At 71.3% G+C, this 16,663-nt stretch carries 18 protein-coding genes and 2 riboswitches; of the genes, 15 read left to right on the forward strand and 3 right to left on the reverse strand.

Annotation, left to right across the window (positions count from 1 at the left end; all coding sequences use genetic code 11):
* Positions 1–5: 5 nt before the first annotated feature.
* Positions 6–1,040, forward strand: coding sequence for an NAD-dependent epimerase/dehydratase family protein (locus tag ABZS58_RS24265; RefSeq protein ID WP_354785035.1), 1,035 nt, complete (start codon positions 6–8; stop codon positions 1,038–1,040).
* A gap of 243 nt (positions 1,041–1,283) precedes the next feature.
* Here ABZS58_RS24265 and ABZS58_RS24270 read toward each other — a convergent pair whose 3' ends face one another.
* The gene (locus tag ABZS58_RS24270) at positions 1,284–1,898 is read right to left on the reverse strand and encodes a DUF308 domain-containing protein (RefSeq protein ID WP_354785037.1); all 615 of its coding nucleotides are present in this window, start codon (positions 1,896–1,898) and stop codon (positions 1,284–1,286) included.
* 270 nt (positions 1,899–2,168) lie between these two features.
* On the opposite strand from ABZS58_RS24270, the gene ABZS58_RS24275 reads away from it, so the two are divergent.
* From ABZS58_RS24275 to ABZS58_RS24290, 4 genes are all read left to right on the forward strand, one after another.
* Positions 2,169–2,516 carry a hypothetical protein gene (locus tag ABZS58_RS24275; RefSeq protein WP_354785039.1) on the forward strand — a complete coding sequence of 116 codons (348 nt, stop codon included), beginning with the start codon at positions 2,169–2,171 and terminating at the stop codon, positions 2,514–2,516.
* 91 nt (positions 2,517–2,607) lie between these two features.
* Positions 2,608–3,057 carry a MerR family transcriptional regulator gene (locus tag ABZS58_RS24280; RefSeq protein WP_354785158.1) on the forward strand — a complete coding sequence of 150 codons (450 nt, stop codon included), beginning with the start codon at positions 2,608–2,610 and terminating at the stop codon, positions 3,055–3,057.
* Positions 3,054–3,386 (forward strand): hypothetical protein, encoded by a 333-nt coding sequence (locus ABZS58_RS24285; RefSeq protein WP_354785041.1) that lies wholly within the window; start codon positions 3,054–3,056, stop codon positions 3,384–3,386. Before ABZS58_RS24280 ends, ABZS58_RS24285 begins: the two co-directional genes overlap by 4 nt.
* A gap of 65 nt (positions 3,387–3,451) precedes the next feature.
* On the forward strand, positions 3,452–3,784 hold the full coding sequence (locus ABZS58_RS24290; RefSeq protein WP_354785043.1) for a YnfA family protein: 333 nt from the start codon (positions 3,452–3,454) through the stop codon (positions 3,782–3,784).
* Positions 3,785–3,865: 81 nt separating this feature from the next.
* Here the strand turns inward: ABZS58_RS24290 and ABZS58_RS24295 are convergent, their stop codons facing one another.
* The gene (locus tag ABZS58_RS24295) at positions 3,866–4,192 is read right to left on the reverse strand and encodes an STAS domain-containing protein (RefSeq protein ID WP_354785045.1); all 327 of its coding nucleotides are present in this window, start codon (positions 4,190–4,192) and stop codon (positions 3,866–3,868) included.
* Positions 4,193–4,499: 307 nt separating this feature from the next.
* A riboswitch (cobalamin riboswitch) is annotated at positions 4,500–4,721 on the forward strand.
* Positions 4,722–4,850: 129 nt separating this feature from the next.
* On the opposite strand from ABZS58_RS24295, the gene ABZS58_RS24300 reads away from it, so the two are divergent.
* The 3 genes from ABZS58_RS24300 (at position 4,851) to metE (ending at position 9,826) form a co-directional block, all read left to right on the forward strand.
* Positions 4,851–7,265: a ribonucleoside-diphosphate reductase subunit alpha gene (locus ABZS58_RS24300; RefSeq protein WP_354785047.1), complete on the forward strand. Its 2,415-nt coding sequence runs from the start codon at positions 4,851–4,853 to the stop codon at positions 7,263–7,265.
* A gap of 41 nt (positions 7,266–7,306) precedes the next feature.
* Entirely contained in the window at positions 7,307–8,302 is a 996-nt protein-coding gene (locus ABZS58_RS24305; RefSeq protein WP_354785160.1) for a ribonucleotide-diphosphate reductase subunit beta, read from the forward strand.
* Positions 8,303–8,332: 30 nt separating this feature from the next.
* A riboswitch (cobalamin riboswitch) is annotated at positions 8,333–8,552 on the forward strand.
* A 2-nt stretch (positions 8,553–8,554) separates the two neighbouring features.
* The gene (metE, locus tag ABZS58_RS24310) at positions 8,555–9,826 is read left to right on the forward strand and encodes a 5-methyltetrahydropteroyltriglutamate--homocysteine S-methyltransferase (RefSeq protein ID WP_354785049.1); all 1,272 of its coding nucleotides are present in this window, start codon (positions 8,555–8,557) and stop codon (positions 9,824–9,826) included.
* Positions 9,827–9,928: 102 nt separating this feature from the next.
* On the opposite strand, the gene ABZS58_RS24315 is transcribed toward metE, so the two are convergent.
* The gene (locus tag ABZS58_RS24315) at positions 9,929–11,185 is read right to left on the reverse strand and encodes a PKD domain containing protein (protein ID WP_354785051.1); all 1,257 of its coding nucleotides are present in this window, start codon (positions 11,183–11,185) and stop codon (positions 9,929–9,931) included.
* Positions 11,186–11,404: 219 nt separating this feature from the next.
* Between ABZS58_RS24315 and ABZS58_RS24320 the strand changes: the two genes are divergently transcribed.
* The 7 genes from ABZS58_RS24320 (at position 11,405) to ABZS58_RS24350 (ending at position 16,559) form a co-directional block, all read left to right on the forward strand.
* A complete protein-coding gene (locus ABZS58_RS24320) occupies positions 11,405–11,596 on the forward strand; it encodes a DUF3040 domain-containing protein (protein ID WP_354785053.1) in 192 nt (63 codons plus the stop codon).
* Positions 11,597–11,862: 266 nt separating this feature from the next.
* Positions 11,863–12,000, forward strand: coding sequence for a hypothetical protein (locus tag ABZS58_RS24325; protein ID WP_354785055.1), 138 nt, complete (start codon positions 11,863–11,865; stop codon positions 11,998–12,000).
* Between the two features lie 38 nt (positions 12,001–12,038).
* Entirely contained in the window at positions 12,039–13,304 is a 1,266-nt protein-coding gene (locus tag ABZS58_RS24330) for a sensor histidine kinase (protein ID WP_354785057.1), read from the forward strand.
* The gene (locus ABZS58_RS24335; protein WP_354785059.1) at positions 13,301–13,957 is read left to right on the forward strand and encodes a response regulator transcription factor; all 657 of its coding nucleotides are present in this window, start codon (positions 13,301–13,303) and stop codon (positions 13,955–13,957) included. Before ABZS58_RS24330 ends, ABZS58_RS24335 begins: the two co-directional genes overlap by 4 nt.
* Before the next feature lie 81 nt (positions 13,958–14,038).
* Entirely contained in the window at positions 14,039–14,932 is an 894-nt protein-coding gene (locus ABZS58_RS24340; RefSeq protein WP_354785061.1) for an ATP-binding cassette domain-containing protein, read from the forward strand.
* Positions 14,929–15,990 (forward strand): ABC transporter permease, encoded by a 1,062-nt coding sequence (locus ABZS58_RS24345; RefSeq protein ID WP_354785063.1) that lies wholly within the window; start codon positions 14,929–14,931, stop codon positions 15,988–15,990. Before ABZS58_RS24340 ends, ABZS58_RS24345 begins: the two co-directional genes overlap by 4 nt.
* An 86-nt stretch (positions 15,991–16,076) precedes the next feature.
* Positions 16,077–16,559: a hypothetical protein gene (locus ABZS58_RS24350; protein ID WP_354785065.1), complete on the forward strand. Its 483-nt coding sequence runs from the start codon at positions 16,077–16,079 to the stop codon at positions 16,557–16,559.
* The last annotated feature ends 104 nt before the right edge of the window (positions 16,560–16,663 follow it).

Consider the following 16,663-nt stretch of genomic DNA (forward strand, 5'->3'; position numbering starts at 1 on the left):
AGGACATGCGGATCCTGGTCACCGGCGGCGCCGGGTTCATCGGCACCCACGTCGCGGACACCCTTCGCGGGGGAGGGCACGACGTCGCCGTCCTCGACGTCCTGCATCCAGCCGCGCACGTCCCGGCCGCCGCGGTACCGGAGGGCGCGCTGCGCGCGGACGTCCGTGACGCCGCGGCGGTCACAGCGGGCCTGCAGGGCGTGGACGTCGTGGTCCACCAGGCGGCGATGGTGGGGATGGGGATCGACGTGGCCGACATGCCGGAGTACGTGAGCTGCAACGACCTCGGCACCGCGGTGCTGCTGGCCGGGATGGCCCGCGCCGGCGTGCGTCGCCTGGTGCTGGCGAGTTCCATGGTGGTGTACGGCGAGGGTGAGTACCGCTGCGAGGTCCACGGCTCCGTGCAGCCCGCCCCACGACGCACCGAGGACCTCGACGCCGGACGGTTCGAGCCGCCCTGCCCGTCCTGCGGCACCGCGCTGACCTCCGGCGAGGTGGACGAGGATGCGCCGGTCCGGCCGCGCAGCGTCTACGCGGCGACGAAAGCGGCGCAGGAGCACCTCGCCGCAGCATGGGCGGAGGCATGCGACGGCTCGGTGACGGCGCTGCGCTACCACAACGTCTACGGGCCCGGGATGCCCCGGGACACGCCGTACAGCGGCGTCGCGGCCATCTTCCGCTCCGCCCTCGCCGCCGGGCGGCCGCCGCGGGTCTTCGAGGACGGCGGGCAGCGCCGCGACTTCGTGCACGTGTCGGACGTGGCCGCGGCCAACCTCCTGGCCGTGGACAGCTCGGCGCGGGCGGGCTTCCACGCGTACAACATCGCCTCGGGGGTCTCGATCACGGTCGGCGCGATGGCCAGGGCGCTCGCCGCGGCGATGGACGGCCCCGAGCCGGTCGTCACGGGCGAGTACCGCGCGGGCGATGTGCGCCACGTGGTCGCCTCGGCCGCCCGGGCACGACGGGATCTCGGCTTCGTGGCGGGCGTCGACCCGGTCGAGGGAATGCGCACCTTCGCCACCGCCCCGCTGCGCGGATGACCTGGCAGCGCGGCCTGTTCCGGCCTCGGCCGCGGCCAGCGGGCCGAGGCCAGCGGGTCGTGCGGCAGGCGACGTGGTGAACGTGCCCGCGCGGAGACGCGCTTGTTGGTCGTGGCCGGCCACCTGCGGACCAGCCGGCCTGGTGCGAGGGCCAGGACCACAGCGGCGGCGTCACCACCTCGGCCGCCGGCCTCGCGTACTACGGTGGATCTTCGGTAGGGCCGACGGTGCCCGTCGCGTCGGTCATCGCTGATCCGAGGCTTTTGACGCGGGGACCGCCGCGGCGTGGTGTTCGCGGAGCTGGAACGCGAAGGCCACCTCGGCGGCGCCGATGAGCAGTGCGCTGATGCCGGTCAGCAGGATCGTCGTGCTGAGGGACAGACCGGGCCAGAACACGAACGCCAGGCCGACCAGCAGGGACACCGCACCGATCGCCAGGAGTGAGGTGCGGATCCGGCCGCGGGTGAGGAACGCGATGGCCAGTTCGGCGATGCCGCTGATCAGCCAGGCCAGGCCGATGATGGCGGCCAGGACCGTCACACCGGTGGCCACGTGGCGCAGGCAGGCGATGCCGCCGACGATCAGTAGCACGCCGAGGCCGCCCAGGAGTACGCGCCGGCTGGTGGTCTGGTCGTGACCGAACGCGCCGAAGAGGCGGATCGCGCCGGCGACGATCAGCCAGACCCCGACCAGCGCACCGAGCAGCGCCAGCGTGTTCGACGGCCAGGCGAGGACCGCGATGCCGAACACGATGGTGATCAGGCCGAGCCCGAGGACCTCCCAGAACGGCTCGGCCGCCGCCCTGTCGACGGCGTCGTGCCGTCGTGACTGCCGGCGATGCCAGGGAAAGCTGGTCATGTCCGCCTCCGTCCATACGTTTGCGGTCGTCCAACCTTCATCCTCTGCGGCGGGCCACCCGGGCCGCCTCACCCGGCCGGGGTCGTCCACCGGTCAAGGGGCGGCGCCCGCGTCGATCTGCTGCCCAGCGGGCAGCGGTGCACCACACTGACCGGTGGCACCGTGTGGCGGCGGACCGTCAGAGTCGGGCTTGCATCCGGTACCTGGGTACAGGCTTACCGTCGTGGGAGACGGCGTCGAGATGGCGCTGCCGGTGACGAGGAGCCTGTCATGTCGTTCGTGGTCCCTGATGCGTGCACCCTGCCTACCGCCGAGCGGCCGCTGCGGCTGAGCGAGTTCGACGACCTGTTCGCCACCGCCGTACGCGCGGTCGACGTCCTCACCCCGACGCACGCACGGATGCGGTTGACCGGCACGGCCGGGCTGGAGGCGACGGTTCGCGACCTGACCGCCCGGGAGACCGCGTGCTGCTCGTTCTTCGTCTTCACCGTCACGCCCGGACCGATCGCCGACGGTGAGGCGTTGACGCTCGACGTCGAAGTCCCGGCCCGGTACGCCGACGTGCTCACCTCGCTCGCCGAGCGGGCCGGCACCGTGTCCGCCGGGCGGACGTCGTGACCGCGCCGGCGGTGCTGGACCTGGCCCTGATCGACGCGGACGTCGTGACGTGCTGCTCCGGGCCGTCGTGCGGCCGGCCGAAGGCCGCATGATGATCTCCCCGGACAAGGCAGGACTCCGCACCGGCGAGGTCGCCGAACAGGCCGGCGTGAACATCCAGACGCTGCGGTACTACGAACGCCGCGGCCTGCTCAGCGAACCGACGCGCTCCAACGGCGGGCACCGTCTGTACCCGCCGGACACCGTTGCCCTGCTCAACGTCATCAAGGCGGCGCAGCGGCTCGGGTTCACCCTCGACGAGGTCGCCGAGCTCCTCGACACCGGCCAGCGCCGGCACCCCACCGCCGACCTGCGGCAACGTGCCATCGAGAAGATCGCCGAGGTCGACGCGAAGATCGCGGACCTCACCGCCATCCGCACCACCCTGAGCGAAGTCGTCGACGCCCGCTGCGACAGCCTCACGAACTGCACCTGCGCCGACTGCCCGATCCCGTTCCTCACCATCGGCACCGCCACCCACCCAGACGGAGAGCCCGCATGAGCCACCCCTTGCCGACGCCGACCACGCACGCAGGTCATCTGCACGCCACGCCGCCGGTGGACAACACGCCGCCGACGCGGAGCAAGGTCACCGGCGGGTTGGCCGCGCTCGCCTGCGCCGCCTGCTGCGCCCTGCCGCTGCTCATCGCCGCCGGAGTGCTCACCGGCGCAGGTGCCGCGATCCTGGAGAAGACGCTCCTGGCGGTGTCCGCCGGGCTCGTCGTCCTCGCGCTGGGCATGTGGTGGCTGCACCGGCGACGCGACGTCCAGCGCGCTGCCGTAGCCGGCGGCGCCGGCTGCGGATGTGGTGGCGGGGGTTGCGGCTGCTGAACACCGAGACCGTGGTGCGGCACCCGCCTGGAGGCCGCACCACGCCGGTGTGCTGCCATACGCCCATGACGATCATCCGGTCCATCCTGCTGTTCGTGCTCGCCGCGGTCGCTGAGATCGGCGGTGCCTGGCTCATCTGGCAGGGCGTCCGCGAACACAAGGGCCTGCTGTGGATCGGCGCCGGCATCGCCGCCCTCGGCGCCTACGGGTTCGTCGCCACCCTGCAACCCGACGCCAACTTCGGCCGCATCCTGGCCGCGTACGGCGGAGTCTTCGTCGCCGGTTCGCTGGGGTGGGCGGTGGTGTTCGACAAGTTCCGGCCCGACCGCTACGACCTCGCCGGAGCCGCGATCTGCCTGATCGGCGTCGCCGTCATCATGTACGCGCCTCGCCCTTGACGTGCGTGCGCTCGCCACCGCCGACAACCTTCCGGTGCCAACGCGGTTCCACGAGGCGCTCCTGTCACGACCCTCAGAGGGTCAGGCCGGCACTGCGGTCAGCGACGCATGGATGGCGAACACCCGGTCCAGACCGGTCAGCCGGAAGATCCGCAGCAGCCCGTCGCGCGGGCAGACCAGCTGCAGGCCGCCGCCGCGTTCGAGGAGCCGTTTGTGGACGCCCACCAGCACGCCGAGTGCGGTCGAGTCGAGGAACCACACTCCGGTGAGATCGACGATCAGCGACGTCCCTGCGTCCCCGATGGCGTGGTGCAGGGATTCGCGAAGTTCGCCGGCGGTTGCGACGTCCAGGTTGCCGTTGACGGCCACCACCGTGCGGTCGATGCCGCCGGCCACGGACAGTTCCATGCGGGCCTCCGGACCGACGAGCGCAGCCACGAGCGGGCGGCAGCAGACCCGAATCCTACGATGCCGATGGGGCTTGTGCGCGCAGCACGTGGCAGCGATTCGGTGTCCATACCCCGGCGGACGGAAATCTCCTGGCGGCATCGACCGCCGCGGTGCTGCCGGTACGTCATCCGTGCTCGCGACGGCGCGCTGCTGGCGGTGGATGCGGCCGACGGGCGTCAGCACAGAAAGTGACCCAGGGGTGATACTGCGGCGCGACACGCCGGGCACAGCATCTGGTGTTGTGCTTTCAACGCTGCACCCATATATGGTGTTGCTTGCAGCTGGTTCGGCCGACCCTTCGGGGGTGGTCGTGGCAACAGGGAACCCGGTGGAAGTCCGGGACTGCCCCGCAGCGGTAAGTGGGAACGACCGCCGTCATCAAGCACTGGACCGCGAGGTCTGGGAAGCGACGGCCAGTAGGCGACCCCGGGTGAATCCTGGGTCCTGCCCGCGAGTCCGAAGACCTGCCAGCGCACCGCACGCCGACCGGTGTGCGGTGGTCGGATGCCGCGTGGGACGGCTGACGCCATCGCCAGGTGCGCCTCGCGTGCGCCTTTCTGTGGCGGCTTCCCCCTGCGCTCGTCCGGCGTTCTGTAGCTGGTGACGAGGGGGACACATGACGGTGACGCAGGAGCAGGCCGGCCCTGAGAGCGGGCAGCGGCGGCACGCGATGCAGGTGCGCAAGCGCAACGGCGACCTGGAGCCGGTCGACGTCAACAAGATCGTGAAGGCCGTCGAGCGGTGGGTCGCCGACCTGGACGAGGTCGATCCGCTGCGGGTGGCGACGAAGACGATCAGCGGCCTGTACGACGGAGCGACGACCGCGGAGCTGGACAAGCTGTCGATCCAGACGGCGGCGGAGCTGATCGGTGAGGAGCCGCAGTACTCGCGGCTCGCGGCCCGGCTGCTCGCCGCGTACGTCGACAAGGAGGTCCGCGGTCAGGGTGTCGCCAGCTTCAGCCAGGCGATCCGCTACGCGCACCAGCAGGGACTGATCAGCCAGGACACCGCCGGATTCGTGGCCCGCAACGCCCGCAAGCTCGACGACGCCGTCGACCCGGACGGGGACCTGCGGTTCGAGTACTTCGGGCTGCGGACCGTCGCCGACCGGTACCTGCTGCGCCATCCGCAGACGCGTCTGGTCGTGGAGACGCCGCAGTACTGGCTGCTCAGAGTTGCATGTGGACTGTCGCAGACGCCGGGTGAGGCGATCGGCTTCTACCGGCTGATGTCGTCCCTCGCGTACCTGCCGAGCTCGCCGACGCTGTTCAACTCCGGCACCGCGCACACCCAGATGTCCTCGTGCTTCCTCGTCGACTCGCCGAGGGACGAGCTCGACTCGATCTACGAGCGCTACCACCAGGTCGCGAAGCTGTCGAAGTTCTCCGGCGGGATCGGCATCTCCTGGTCGCGCGTGCGTGGCCGGGGCGCGCTCATCCGCGGCACCAACGGCAGATCCAACGGCATCGTCCCGTTCCTGAAGACGCTCGACGCCGGGGTCGCCGCCGTCAACCAGGGCGGCCGCCGCAAGGGTGCCGCCTGCGTCTACCTGGAGCCGTGGCATCCGGACGTCGAGGAGTTCCTGGAGCTGCGGGACAACACGGGTGAGGAGTCCCGCCGTACCCACAACCTCAACCTCGCGAACTGGATCCCCGACGAGTTCATGCGCCGGGTGGAGGCCGACGGCGACTGGTCGCTGATCGACCCGTCCGACGCACCCGAGCTGCCGGACCTGTTCGGGGCCGAGTTCGACGAGGCCTACCGCGCGGCCGAGAAGCACGCGGTCAAGACCGTCAAGGCCCGTGACCTCTACGGCAGGATGATGCGCACCCTGGCGCAGACCGGCAACGGCTGGATGACGTTCAAGGACCGGTCCAACGCCCTGTCGAACCAGACCGGGGCGCCCGGCAACAGCATCCACCTGTCCAACCTGTGCACCGAGATCCTCGAGGTCAACAGCGACACCGAGACCGCGGTCTGCAACCTCGGCTCGATCAACCTCGGCGCGCACCTCACCGCCGACGGCGTCGACGGTGTCGACGGTGTCGACGGTGTCGACTGGGAGAAGCTGCGCGAGACCGTCCGGACCGCGGTCGTGTTCCTCGACCGGGTCATCGACATCAACTACTACCCGTCGCAGCAGGCGGCCGCGTCGAACCCGCGGTGGCGGCCGGTCGGCCTCGGGCTGATGGGCCTGCAGGACGCGTTCTTCACGCTGCGGCTGCCGTTCGACTCCGGCGCCGCCCGGGAGCTGTCGACCCGCGTGCAGGAGGAGATCTACCTGACCGCCCTGGAGGCCTCGGCGGACCTGGCGGAGCGGTTCGGGCCGCACCCGGCGTTCGCCGAGACCCGCGCCGCGCATGGTGAGCTGCATCCCGACCTGTGGGGCGCACCCGCCGAAGGCGACCGCTGGGCCGCGCTGCGGGCCCGGGTCGCGGCGACCGGCCTGCGCAACTCGCTGCTGGTCGCGATCGCGCCGACGGCGACGATCGCGTCGATCGCCGGCTGCTACGAGTGCATCGAGCCGCAGGTGTCGAACCTCTTCAAGCGCGAGACGATGTCCGGGGAGTTCCTGCAGATCAACACGTACCTGGTCCGCGAGCTCAAGGCCCGCGGGCTGTGGACGGCGGCGGTCCGGGAGCAGATCAAACGGGCCGAGGGTTCGGTGCAGGACATCGCGGACCTGCCCACCGACGTCCGGGAGCTGTACCGCACCGCGTGGGAGCTGCCGCAACGGGCCCTGATCGACCTCGCCGCCGCCCGCGCCGCCTACATCGACCAGTCGCAGTCGCTGAACCTGTTCATGAGCGCACCGACGATCGGCAAGGTCTCCTCGATGTACCTGTACGCGTGGAAGGCCGGCCTGAAGACCACCTACTACCTGCGGTCCCGGCCGGCGACCCGCATCCAGCAGGCCACCGTGGCCGTCGCGACGCCGGTCAAGCCGCTCGCGCAGGTCCTCGCGGTCCCGGACGCCGAAGCGCTCGCCTGCTCCCTGGAGAACCCCGAGTCGTGCGAGGCGTGCCAGTGACCAGCATCCCCGAACCCCGCATCAGCGCCGACGTGCGGCCGATGCTGCTCGACCCCGGCATGGACCTGACGCTGCGGCCGATGCGGTACCCGCAGTTCTTCGACAGGTTCAAGGACGCGATCAAGAACACGTGGACCGTCGAGGAGGTCGACCTGCACTCCGACCTCGCCGATCTGGCTCGCCTGTCCCCCGCCGAACGGCATCTCGTGTCCCGGCTGGTCGCGTTCTTCGCCACCGGCGACACGATCGTCGCGAACAACCTCGTGCTCAACCTGTACCAACACGTCAACAGCCCGGAAGGACGGCTCTACCTCTCCAGGCAACTGTTCGAGGAGGCCGTCCACGTCCAGTTCTACCTGAACCTCCTCGACACCTACGTCACCGACGAAACCGAGCGGTTCGAGGCGTTCGCGGCGGTGGAGAACATCCCGTCGATCGCGCGCAAGGCCGAGTTCTGCTTCCGGTGGATCGACTCGCTCGGCGACCTGCGGGAGCTGAAGACCCGCGACGACCGGCGGGCGTTCCTGCTCAACCTGATCTGCTTCGCCGCCTGCATCGAAGGGCTGTTCTTCTACGGCGCCTTCGCCTACGTGTACTTCCTGCGCTCCCGCGGCCTCCTGCACGGCCTCGCCTCCGGCACCAACTGGGTCTTCCGCGACGAGTCGATGCACATGGCGTTCGCGTTCGACGTCGTCGACACCGTACGGGCGGAAGAACCCGACCTGTTCGACGCCGCCCTCGAGGCGCAGGTCCGCGAGATGCTCGCCGAGGCCGTGGAGTGCGAGGTCCAGTTCGCCGCGGACCTCCTGGAGCAGGGCGTGTCCGGCATGTCCCTGGCCGACATGCGCGAATACCTGCAACACGTCGCCGACCGGCGACTCGCCACCCTCGGCATCGCACCGCTGTACGGCAGCCGGAACCCGTTCGCGTTCATGGAGCTGCAGGACGTGCAGGAGCTGTCGAACTTCTTCGAACGCCGGGTGTCGGCGTACCAGGTGGGGGTGACCGGCACGGTCAGCTTCGACGACGACTTCTGATCGGGGTTCCGGTGCTGCCGGCGCACCCGTACGATGGCCGGCAGTGCTGGTTCGCCCCGTTCGCAAGGACGGGGCGTCGTAAGAGGGAACCCGGTGTGAGACCGGGACTGCCCCGCAGCGGTGAGTGGGAACGACCGCCGTCATCAAGCACTGGACCCTTTGCGGGGTCTGGGAAGCGACGGCCAGTAGGTGGCACCTGTCGGTGTCGCGCCCGCAAGTCCGAAGACCTGCCCGCACTGCGCGCACCGACCGGTGCGCGCCGCCGGCGACCCCTCGGGAGGGTCAGGGCGGAAGCCGGGTCTTCCCGCTTTCCCCTTCCCTGAGGTCGTCGCGACTTCGAGGGAAGGATCCCCCTGTGGTGAGCACCGCATTCGGGCAGAGCACCATCCTGGGCTATCCGCGCTGCCGCCGATCCCGGCCGCATGGCGCGACGCGCCGGTCCGGGCCCGGCTCGAGGCGCTGACCCCGGCGGACCGGCAGCGGGGCCCCTACGCCGTCCGGGCCCGGGTGCAGCAGGAGCGGCTGCTGCTGCCCGACCTGCCGACCACGACGATCGGGTCGTTCCCGCAGACCTCCGAACTGCGCAAGGCCCGCGCCTCGGTCAGGGAAGGCACCCTCGACGCCGCCGGCTACGCCGACCGGATGCGCGACGAGGTCCAGCACGTCATCCGCCTGCAGGAGGACCTCGGCCTCGACGTGCTCGTGCACGGTGAACCGGAACGCAACGACATGGTGCAGTACTTCGGCGAACAGCTCGACGGCTTCGCGGCCACCGATCTCGGATGGGTGCAGTCGTACGGGTCCCGGTGCGTCCGCCCACCGATCATCTACGGCGACGTGGCCCGCAGGGCACCGATGACCGTCGAGTGGTCGACCTACGCGCAGTCCCTGACCAGCAAGCCCGTCAAGGGCATGCTCACCGGGCCGGTGACGATCCTGGCGTGGTCGTTCGTGCGGACCGACCAGCCCCTGGCCGACACCGCCGACCAGGTCGCCCTCGCGCTGCGCGACGAATGCAACGACCTGGAGGCCGCCGGGATCACCGTCATCCAGGTCGACGAGCCGGCGTTGCGGGAGACGCTGCCGCTGCGCAAGGCGGACCAGCAGGCGTACCTGGACTGGGCTGTCGGCTCGTTCCGGCTCGCGACGAGCGGCGTCGCCGACGGCACGCAGATCCACACGCACCTGTGCTACTCCGAGTTCGGCGAGTTCATCACCGCGATCGACGCCCTCGACGCCGACGTGACCAGCATCGAGGCGTCCCGCTCCAAGATGGAGGTCCTCGACGACCTCGCCGCCATCGGGTACGGCCGCGGCGTGGGCCCCGGCGTCTGGGACATCCACTCCCCCCGCGTGCCGTCCCACGACGAGGTCGTCGAGGCACTGCGCCGCGCCGTCACCGCCGTCCCGGCCCGACGGCTCTGGGTCAACCCCGACTGCGGCCTGAAGACCCGCGGCTACCCCGAGGTCGAGGCGGCACTGCGGCACCTCGTCGCCGCCGCCGCCGAACTGCGCGGCAACTGACGATCGGCATCCCGGGCGGGCGCCTCACCTCGAGGCGCCCGCCCGTTTACGATCGCCGCCCGGCCGCCGACGTACCCGTTCGATGCTCCGCACCGTCTCGTTTCAGGTCGCTACGACGGGGAGCAGGCCGATGCGGCCGTGGTAGGCGCGGCCGAGCTGGTCGGTGTCGGAACCGACCAGGAGCCCGGCGGGGCAGGTGACGAGGACCTCGACGCCGACACCTCGGCTGTGGGTCGGGTTCCATGACAGTGCCTTGCCGGTGACCGGGTCGACGGCGGCGATCCCGGGCCGCGACACGGCACCCGGGCCGGCGTTCTTGCGGCCGCGTGGGTTGTCCATCCACTGCTGGTGCCCACCGACGTACACGGCGGCGTCGGTGACCGCGACGGACCACAGGGTGTTGCCGCCGGTGCGGTTGACCCACACCGGCGGGTGCACACCGCTGCCCGTGACGTCGAACCGGGCGACGCTGTCACACATCAGCGCCGGTCCGGCCATCCCACCGGTCGCGGCGACGGCCAGGTAGGAGCCGTCCGGGGCGAAGTCGACCCCACGCAGGTAGCTGTCGTACAAGGTCTTGCACTTGCGGGTGTAGGCGTCGGTCGACCAGCCGCTCACTGCCGCGGGGCCGCCGATGTCGGCGAGCACCAGCTGCGCACGCGGCATGCCGGCCGCGGTGTCGAACGCGCCGACCGCGGCGAGGCGGTTGCCGTCCTGGGTGACGGCGACCGACTCGACCTTGACGGTGCCGCCGTCGCGGCGGGCCAGCCGCAGGTCAAACCCGGGGTCCACGACGCCGGTCGTGGCCGACAGCCGTGCCAGTCCAGCGCGGCGCTGCCCACTGATGGTGGTGAAGCTGCCCCCGGCGTACAGCCACGCACCGGACGAGGTCATGGTGCGGATCTGTCCCGGGCCTGCGGTGGCGGTGAACCCCGCCACCCGGCGGCCGGTGGCGAGGTCCAGCTGGACCAGGCCTGGCCAGGCATCGCCGTCGACCTTCGTGAACGTGCCCGCGGCGTAGACCGTCCCACCCGGCCCGGCGGCGACCGCCGTGACCCGGCCGTTCAGCTCCGGCGCGAAGTCCAGCATCCGGCCGGTGCCGAGCTGGAACGCGAACAACGACCGGCGCGCGGCACGGCTGCCGGTTGCCGCGTCAGCAACGGTCGTGAAGTTTCCGCCGACCACGACGGTGTCACCGACCACCGCCATCCCGGCGATCGCGCCGTCGAGCACGTTCGGCGTCCACACCACCGGCTGCTGCGACACCACACCCTGCAGCGCCTGCCCGGCAACCGCAGCCCCAGCGGCCATCACCAGCGCGGACACCAGCACGGCAACAGCAGCGAACCTTCGGCGCATCAGACGGCACTTCCCCTCGCAGGAATCAGCGGCACCGGCGCAGGCGGACCGGCGTGACGTTCAACGAGGCAGACGGCCGCCCGGTCACACAGAGCGACCACCCCGATGTCGTTCCTGGAAGACATGTTGTGACTGTCGTCCGCCCGCAGAACATTCGTCATATTCCGCAGCGATGATCACTGGTGGTCCGATGACCGGCAGATGCTGACGGATGGTTTGATGCTCGACGACGAGGAACTGTGGTATCTACGGCAGATCGAACAGCAGGTCACGGGCGATGACCCGGCGCTGGCACGGGCGTTGTCCCGATTCGAGCCGGTGGTGCGCTGGCGCTTCCGTGCGGCGCTCGGACTGCTGATCGTGGCCAACTGCGGTGTCCCGGCGGCCGCCATGCTGATACTGCGGCGTTGACTGTCTTGGTGCTGCTCGACCCGGCCCTCGCCGACCGGGGTGAGCAAGCAGACGACTGAGCTGCTCATGCTCATCGTCGCCGCACTGATCGCCAACCACCTCGGCGCCTTCGGCCGCCTCGACCTGCCGACAGCTCCTGCGCGAAACTTCTCCGCGCAGGACGTCCGGGCGACCAGCAGGACTCCGGTCGTCGACGGCACGGTCCGCAGCGAAGCACACCGGCCGGCTGGGATGCCGCTGACGCCGCGGACGACTACATCGCGATCATGCGCCTGTTCACCGGCACCCTGCTCGCCGACCTTTCGGCTGACGAGGTCGGCGAGCAGCTCGGTGACCGAGGCGTGGTGATGGGAGCGGATACGGTCGAGAGCCGCTGCCGGCAGCACAACGCCGGTCCCGCCTGACTCGCGCGAAGCGCGGATCATGTGCCATCGTCGCCGGCATGAGTGCCGGTGAAGTCCTGGACTGGCGGCGGCCCGCGCCGACCGCCCGGCAGCAGCGCACGGACCTCGTCGTCGGGATCGCGGTCGCCGGGATCGCGCTGCTCAACCTGACGCTCGCGCGCAGCGCCGGGTTGTTCACGTTCGGGCCGCCACCGCCGCTGGCCGAGCAGATCTTCTGGGCCATGGCCGGCACGCTGCCGCTGGCCTGGCGCCGGCGCTGGCCCGAGGTGGTCGCCGTGGTGGTGTCGGCGGCGTACATCGCCGGGCAGGCCCGCGCCGCCCCGGAGCAGCAGCTCACCTCGGGGGCGCTGTTCTGTGTCTTCTACACGCTGGGCGCCTGGGCGCGGGACCACCGCCGGGCGATCTGGCTGCGGTTCGTGCTCATCGGCTCGATGTTCGTCTGGCTCGGCGCGTGGTACCTGATCGAGCTGCCTCAGTTGTCGGCGGGCGCGTTCCGCGACGCCATCGGGCCGGTGTCGCCGATCCTGGCCGTGGTGATCAACGGCATCCTGGTCAACATGCTGATCTTCGGCTTCGCGTACTTCTTCGGCGAGACCGCCTGGACCTCGGCGCGGCGACAGCACGAGCTCGAGGTGCAGGCGGCGGAGCTGCGGGCGTCGCAGGCCGAGGCGGGCGAGCGGGCGGTGATGGGCGAGCGGCTGCGCATCGCGCGGGAGCTGCACGACGTCGTCGCCCACCACGTGTCCGTCATGGGCGTGCAGGCCTCGGCCGGGCGGCGCGTGCTGGAGCGGGACCCAGGCAAGGCCAGAGCGGCGCTGGCGGCGGTCGAGCAGAGCGCCCGGACGGCCGTCGACGAGCTGCGCCGCATGCTCAGCCTGCTGCGGCACGACGGCAGCGAGCGCCAGACCGCCGGCGCCGGGCTGGACCGGGTCGACGAGCTGCTCAGCAGCGCCCGGGAGGCCGGGCTCGAGACAACCCTGGGGGTGTACGGCGACCCAGTGGTCCTGCCGGAGTCGCTCTCCCAGGCGGGGTACCGGATCGTGCAGGAGGCGGTCACGAACACGCTGAAGCACGCCGGGGCGACGTCGCTCGACGTACGCATCCGCTACCTGGCCGGCGAGCTGGAGGTCGACGTCGCCGACAACGGCACCCCGGGAGCGCCGGCGAAGGCCGGGCTCGGGCTGATCGGCATGCGGGAACGGGTCGCCGCCCACGACGGGGTGCTGGAGACCGGCTCCCGCACCGACGGCGGGTTCCGGATCCGCGCCCGGTTCCCCCTGCAGCGAACCGGGGCCGACGCGTGATCCGCGTGTTGCTGGCCGACGACCACCACCTCGTCCGGACCGGGTTCCGGGTCATCCTCGAGACGGAGGACGACCTGGAGGTGGTGGGCGAGGCGGCGGACGGACGGCAGGCGGTGGCGCTGGCCGCCAGTACCGCACCTGATGTGGTGCTCATGGATGTGGAGATGCCCGGCCTGGACGGGCTGGACGCCACGCGGCTGATCGCCGCGGCCGATCCGGGGCCGGCCGTGCTCATCCTGACCACCTTCGACCGCGACGACTACCTGTTCGAGGCGCTGGCCGCCGGGGCGAGCGGGTTCCTTCTCAAGAACGGCACGCCCGAGGCGCTCATCGACGCGATCCGCGTGCTGGCCAGGGGCGACGCGCTGCTGGCGCCGGAGCTGACGCGCCGGGTGATCGCCACGTTCGCGCGCCCGGGCGGAGGCCGCGGCACCCGGGGCGACCGGCTCGCCGAGCTCACGCCGCGGGAGCAGGAGGTGCTCGTCGCGCTGGCCGCCGGGGCCACCAACGCCGAGATCGCCGTCGCGCTGCACCTGGGCGAGGCGACGGTGAAGACACACGTCAGTCGGGTGCTCACCAAGCTCGGGCTGCGCGACCGCACGGCCGCCGTCGTGTTCGCCTACGAGCACGGCGTGGTGACCCCGGGAGGATGACGGGGTCCCCCGCGCGACGGACCCCGCGGGTACACCGCCGGCCGGACGACACGGATGGACCGGCCGCATAGCGTGATCTTCATGACGACGGTGCTCCATCTCGAGGCGGTCAGCCGCCGGTTCGGCGAACGGCAGGTGCTGCAGGACGTCACCTTCGACGTGGTGGCCGGGCGGATGACCGGCTTCGTCGGCGCGAACGGTGCCGGCAAGACCACGACGATGCGGATCATCCTGGGCGTTCTCGCCGCCGACGCGGGCATGGTCACGTGGCAGGGCACGCCGCTGACCCGCGCGGTCCGGCGGGGCTTCGGCTACATGCCCGAAGAACGCGGTCTGTACCCCAAGATGACGGTCCGTGACCAGCTGATCTATCTGAGCCGCCTGCACGGGCTGGGCCCCGGCACGGCGAAACGCAACGCCGAGGCGCTGATCGAGCGGCTCAGCCTCGGCGAGCGCGCCGGCGACCCGCTGGAGAACCTGTCGCTGGGCAACCAGCAGCGCGCCCAGATCGCCGCCGCGCTCGTGCACGAGCCCGAGGTCCTGGTGCTGGACGAGCCGTTCTCCGGCCTCGACCCGCTCGCGGTTGACACCGTGGTGGCGGTGCTGCGCGAGCGGACCGCGCGCGGGGTGCCGGTGCTGTTCTCGAGCCATCAGCTCGACGTCGTCGAGCGCCTCTGCGACGACCTCGTCATCATCGCCGACGGACAGATCCGGGCCGCCGGTCCGCGCCAGCACCTGCGGGAGTCGTACGCGCAGCCGCGGTACACGCTGCACGTGGACGGCGACGCCGGGTGGCTGCGCGACGAGCTCGGCGTGTCGCTGGTCGACCTCGACGGCCCGCGGGCCGTGTTCGACCTCGCCGGCGACGTCGACGACCAGACGATCCTGCGCAACGCCCTGAGCCGCGGCCCGGTCCGCTCGTTCGGCCCCGTCACGCCCTCGCTCGCCGAGATCTTCCGGGAGGTCACCCGATGAACACCAGTGCCGTGACCCGCCTCGTCGCCGGCCGCGAGCTCAAGGTCAAGCTGCGCGACAAGACGTTCGTGTTCAGCACGCTGTTCTTCCTGCTGTTCGCGGTCGGCGCGACGGCGCTGCCGGCGATATTCGGCGGCGGCCCGTCCAGCGTCGCGGTCGCCGACGAGTCGCTGGCACCGAAGCTGCGCGAGGCCGGGCTCAAGGTCCGCGTCGTGGCCGACCCGGAGCGGCTCGTCCGCGACGGCGACGTCGACGCCGCGGTCGTCGCCGGGCCCCAGGTGCTGGCTTTGACCGACGCGCCCGGCGACGTGGTCCGGGCGCTGTCGACCGAGCCCGAGGTCCGGCTGCTCGACCCGGACGCCGTCGAGCCCGTGGTGGGGTTCCTGGTGGCGTTCGTGTTCGCGATGGTGTTCTTCTTCACCTCGCTCACGTTCGGGCTGCAGATCGCGCAGAGCATCACCGAGGAGAAGCAGACCCGGATGGTGGAGATCCTGGTCGCCGCCGTGCCGGTCCGCGCGTTGCTGGCCGGCAAGGTCCTCGCCGGGGGCATCCTGGCACTGGCCCAGGTCGCGCTGATCGCGCTGGTCACGATCGTCGGCGCGCAGCTCACCGACGGCGGCAGCGACCTGCTGCCGGTGCTGGCCCCGGCGCTGGTCTGGTTCGTGCCGTTCTTCGTCTTCGGGTTCGTCATGCTGGCCGCCCTCTGGGCCGCCGTGGGCGCGCTCGTCAACCGGCAGGAGGACATCGGCGGCGCGTCGACGCCCGTCCAGCTGGTGGTGATGCTGCCGTTCTTCGCCGTCATCTTCCTGCGGGACAACGCCCTGGTGATGACGATCATGTCGTACGTGCCGTTCTCCTCGCCGACGGCGATGCCGGTCCGGCTGTTCGACGGCGACGCCGCGGGCTGGGAGCCGTTCGTGTCCCTGGCCGTGCTCGCGATCTCGGCCGCGGTCACCCTGGCCGCCGGTGCCCGGCTCTACGAAGGCTCGCTGCTGCGCACCAACGGCAGGACCTCGTGGGCGAGCGCCTGGCGCGACCGGGAGATGCAGCGGCTCTGACCGCGGCCCGAAAGCAGCATTTCGGGGCGAATCCCTCGCGGATCCGCCCCGTCACGCACGAAGATCAGGATCTGGAGGCTGAGCCAGTGGGTCACAGCATCACCGCGTTGATCGTGACCGGGGAGCCCGATCGGGCGGCCGCGGCCGAGTGGGGAGTCAAGCCGGTGCCGCTGGGCGAGGGCCGGTGGCTGGTGCCGATCACGCACTATTTCACGGCGTACCGGCAGGCGCGGCTGGGCGAGACGGAAGCGCTCGACGTGCCGGCGAGCTTCCCCGCCGTCTTCCCGCGCGAAGGAGTCGTCCTGCGCCTCGCCGCTGCCTTGACCGCGAACCCGTTCGCGCTCGTCATGACGGACTACTTCGGTGGCATGGGCGGCCAGTGGGCATGTGTGTTCGCCGACGGGCGGCGGGTCGACGGCATCGAGCGGATCAACGCGGCGCTGCGGGAGCTCGGGGTCGAGCGCCGGGGTGAGCTCGACGAGTTCGACACCGTCGGGCTGGGTGCGCACCGGCATCCGCCCGACGCGCTCGACCGCTATGAGGCGCTCTGCGACGAGCTCGGCGTCTGACCGAGGCGGCCGCGCGCCACGGCGGCCGACTTCCACTCCGGCAAGTTCGGCAGCATCCCACGGGACACCCGCCTGCCCGCGGGTGCATGGGCGGCAGATGCCGG

The sequence above is a fragment of the Dactylosporangium sp. NPDC005555 genome (assembly GCF_040605635.1).
In the GTDB taxonomy this organism is placed as follows: Bacteria; Actinomycetota; Actinomycetes; order Mycobacteriales; family Micromonosporaceae; genus Dactylosporangium.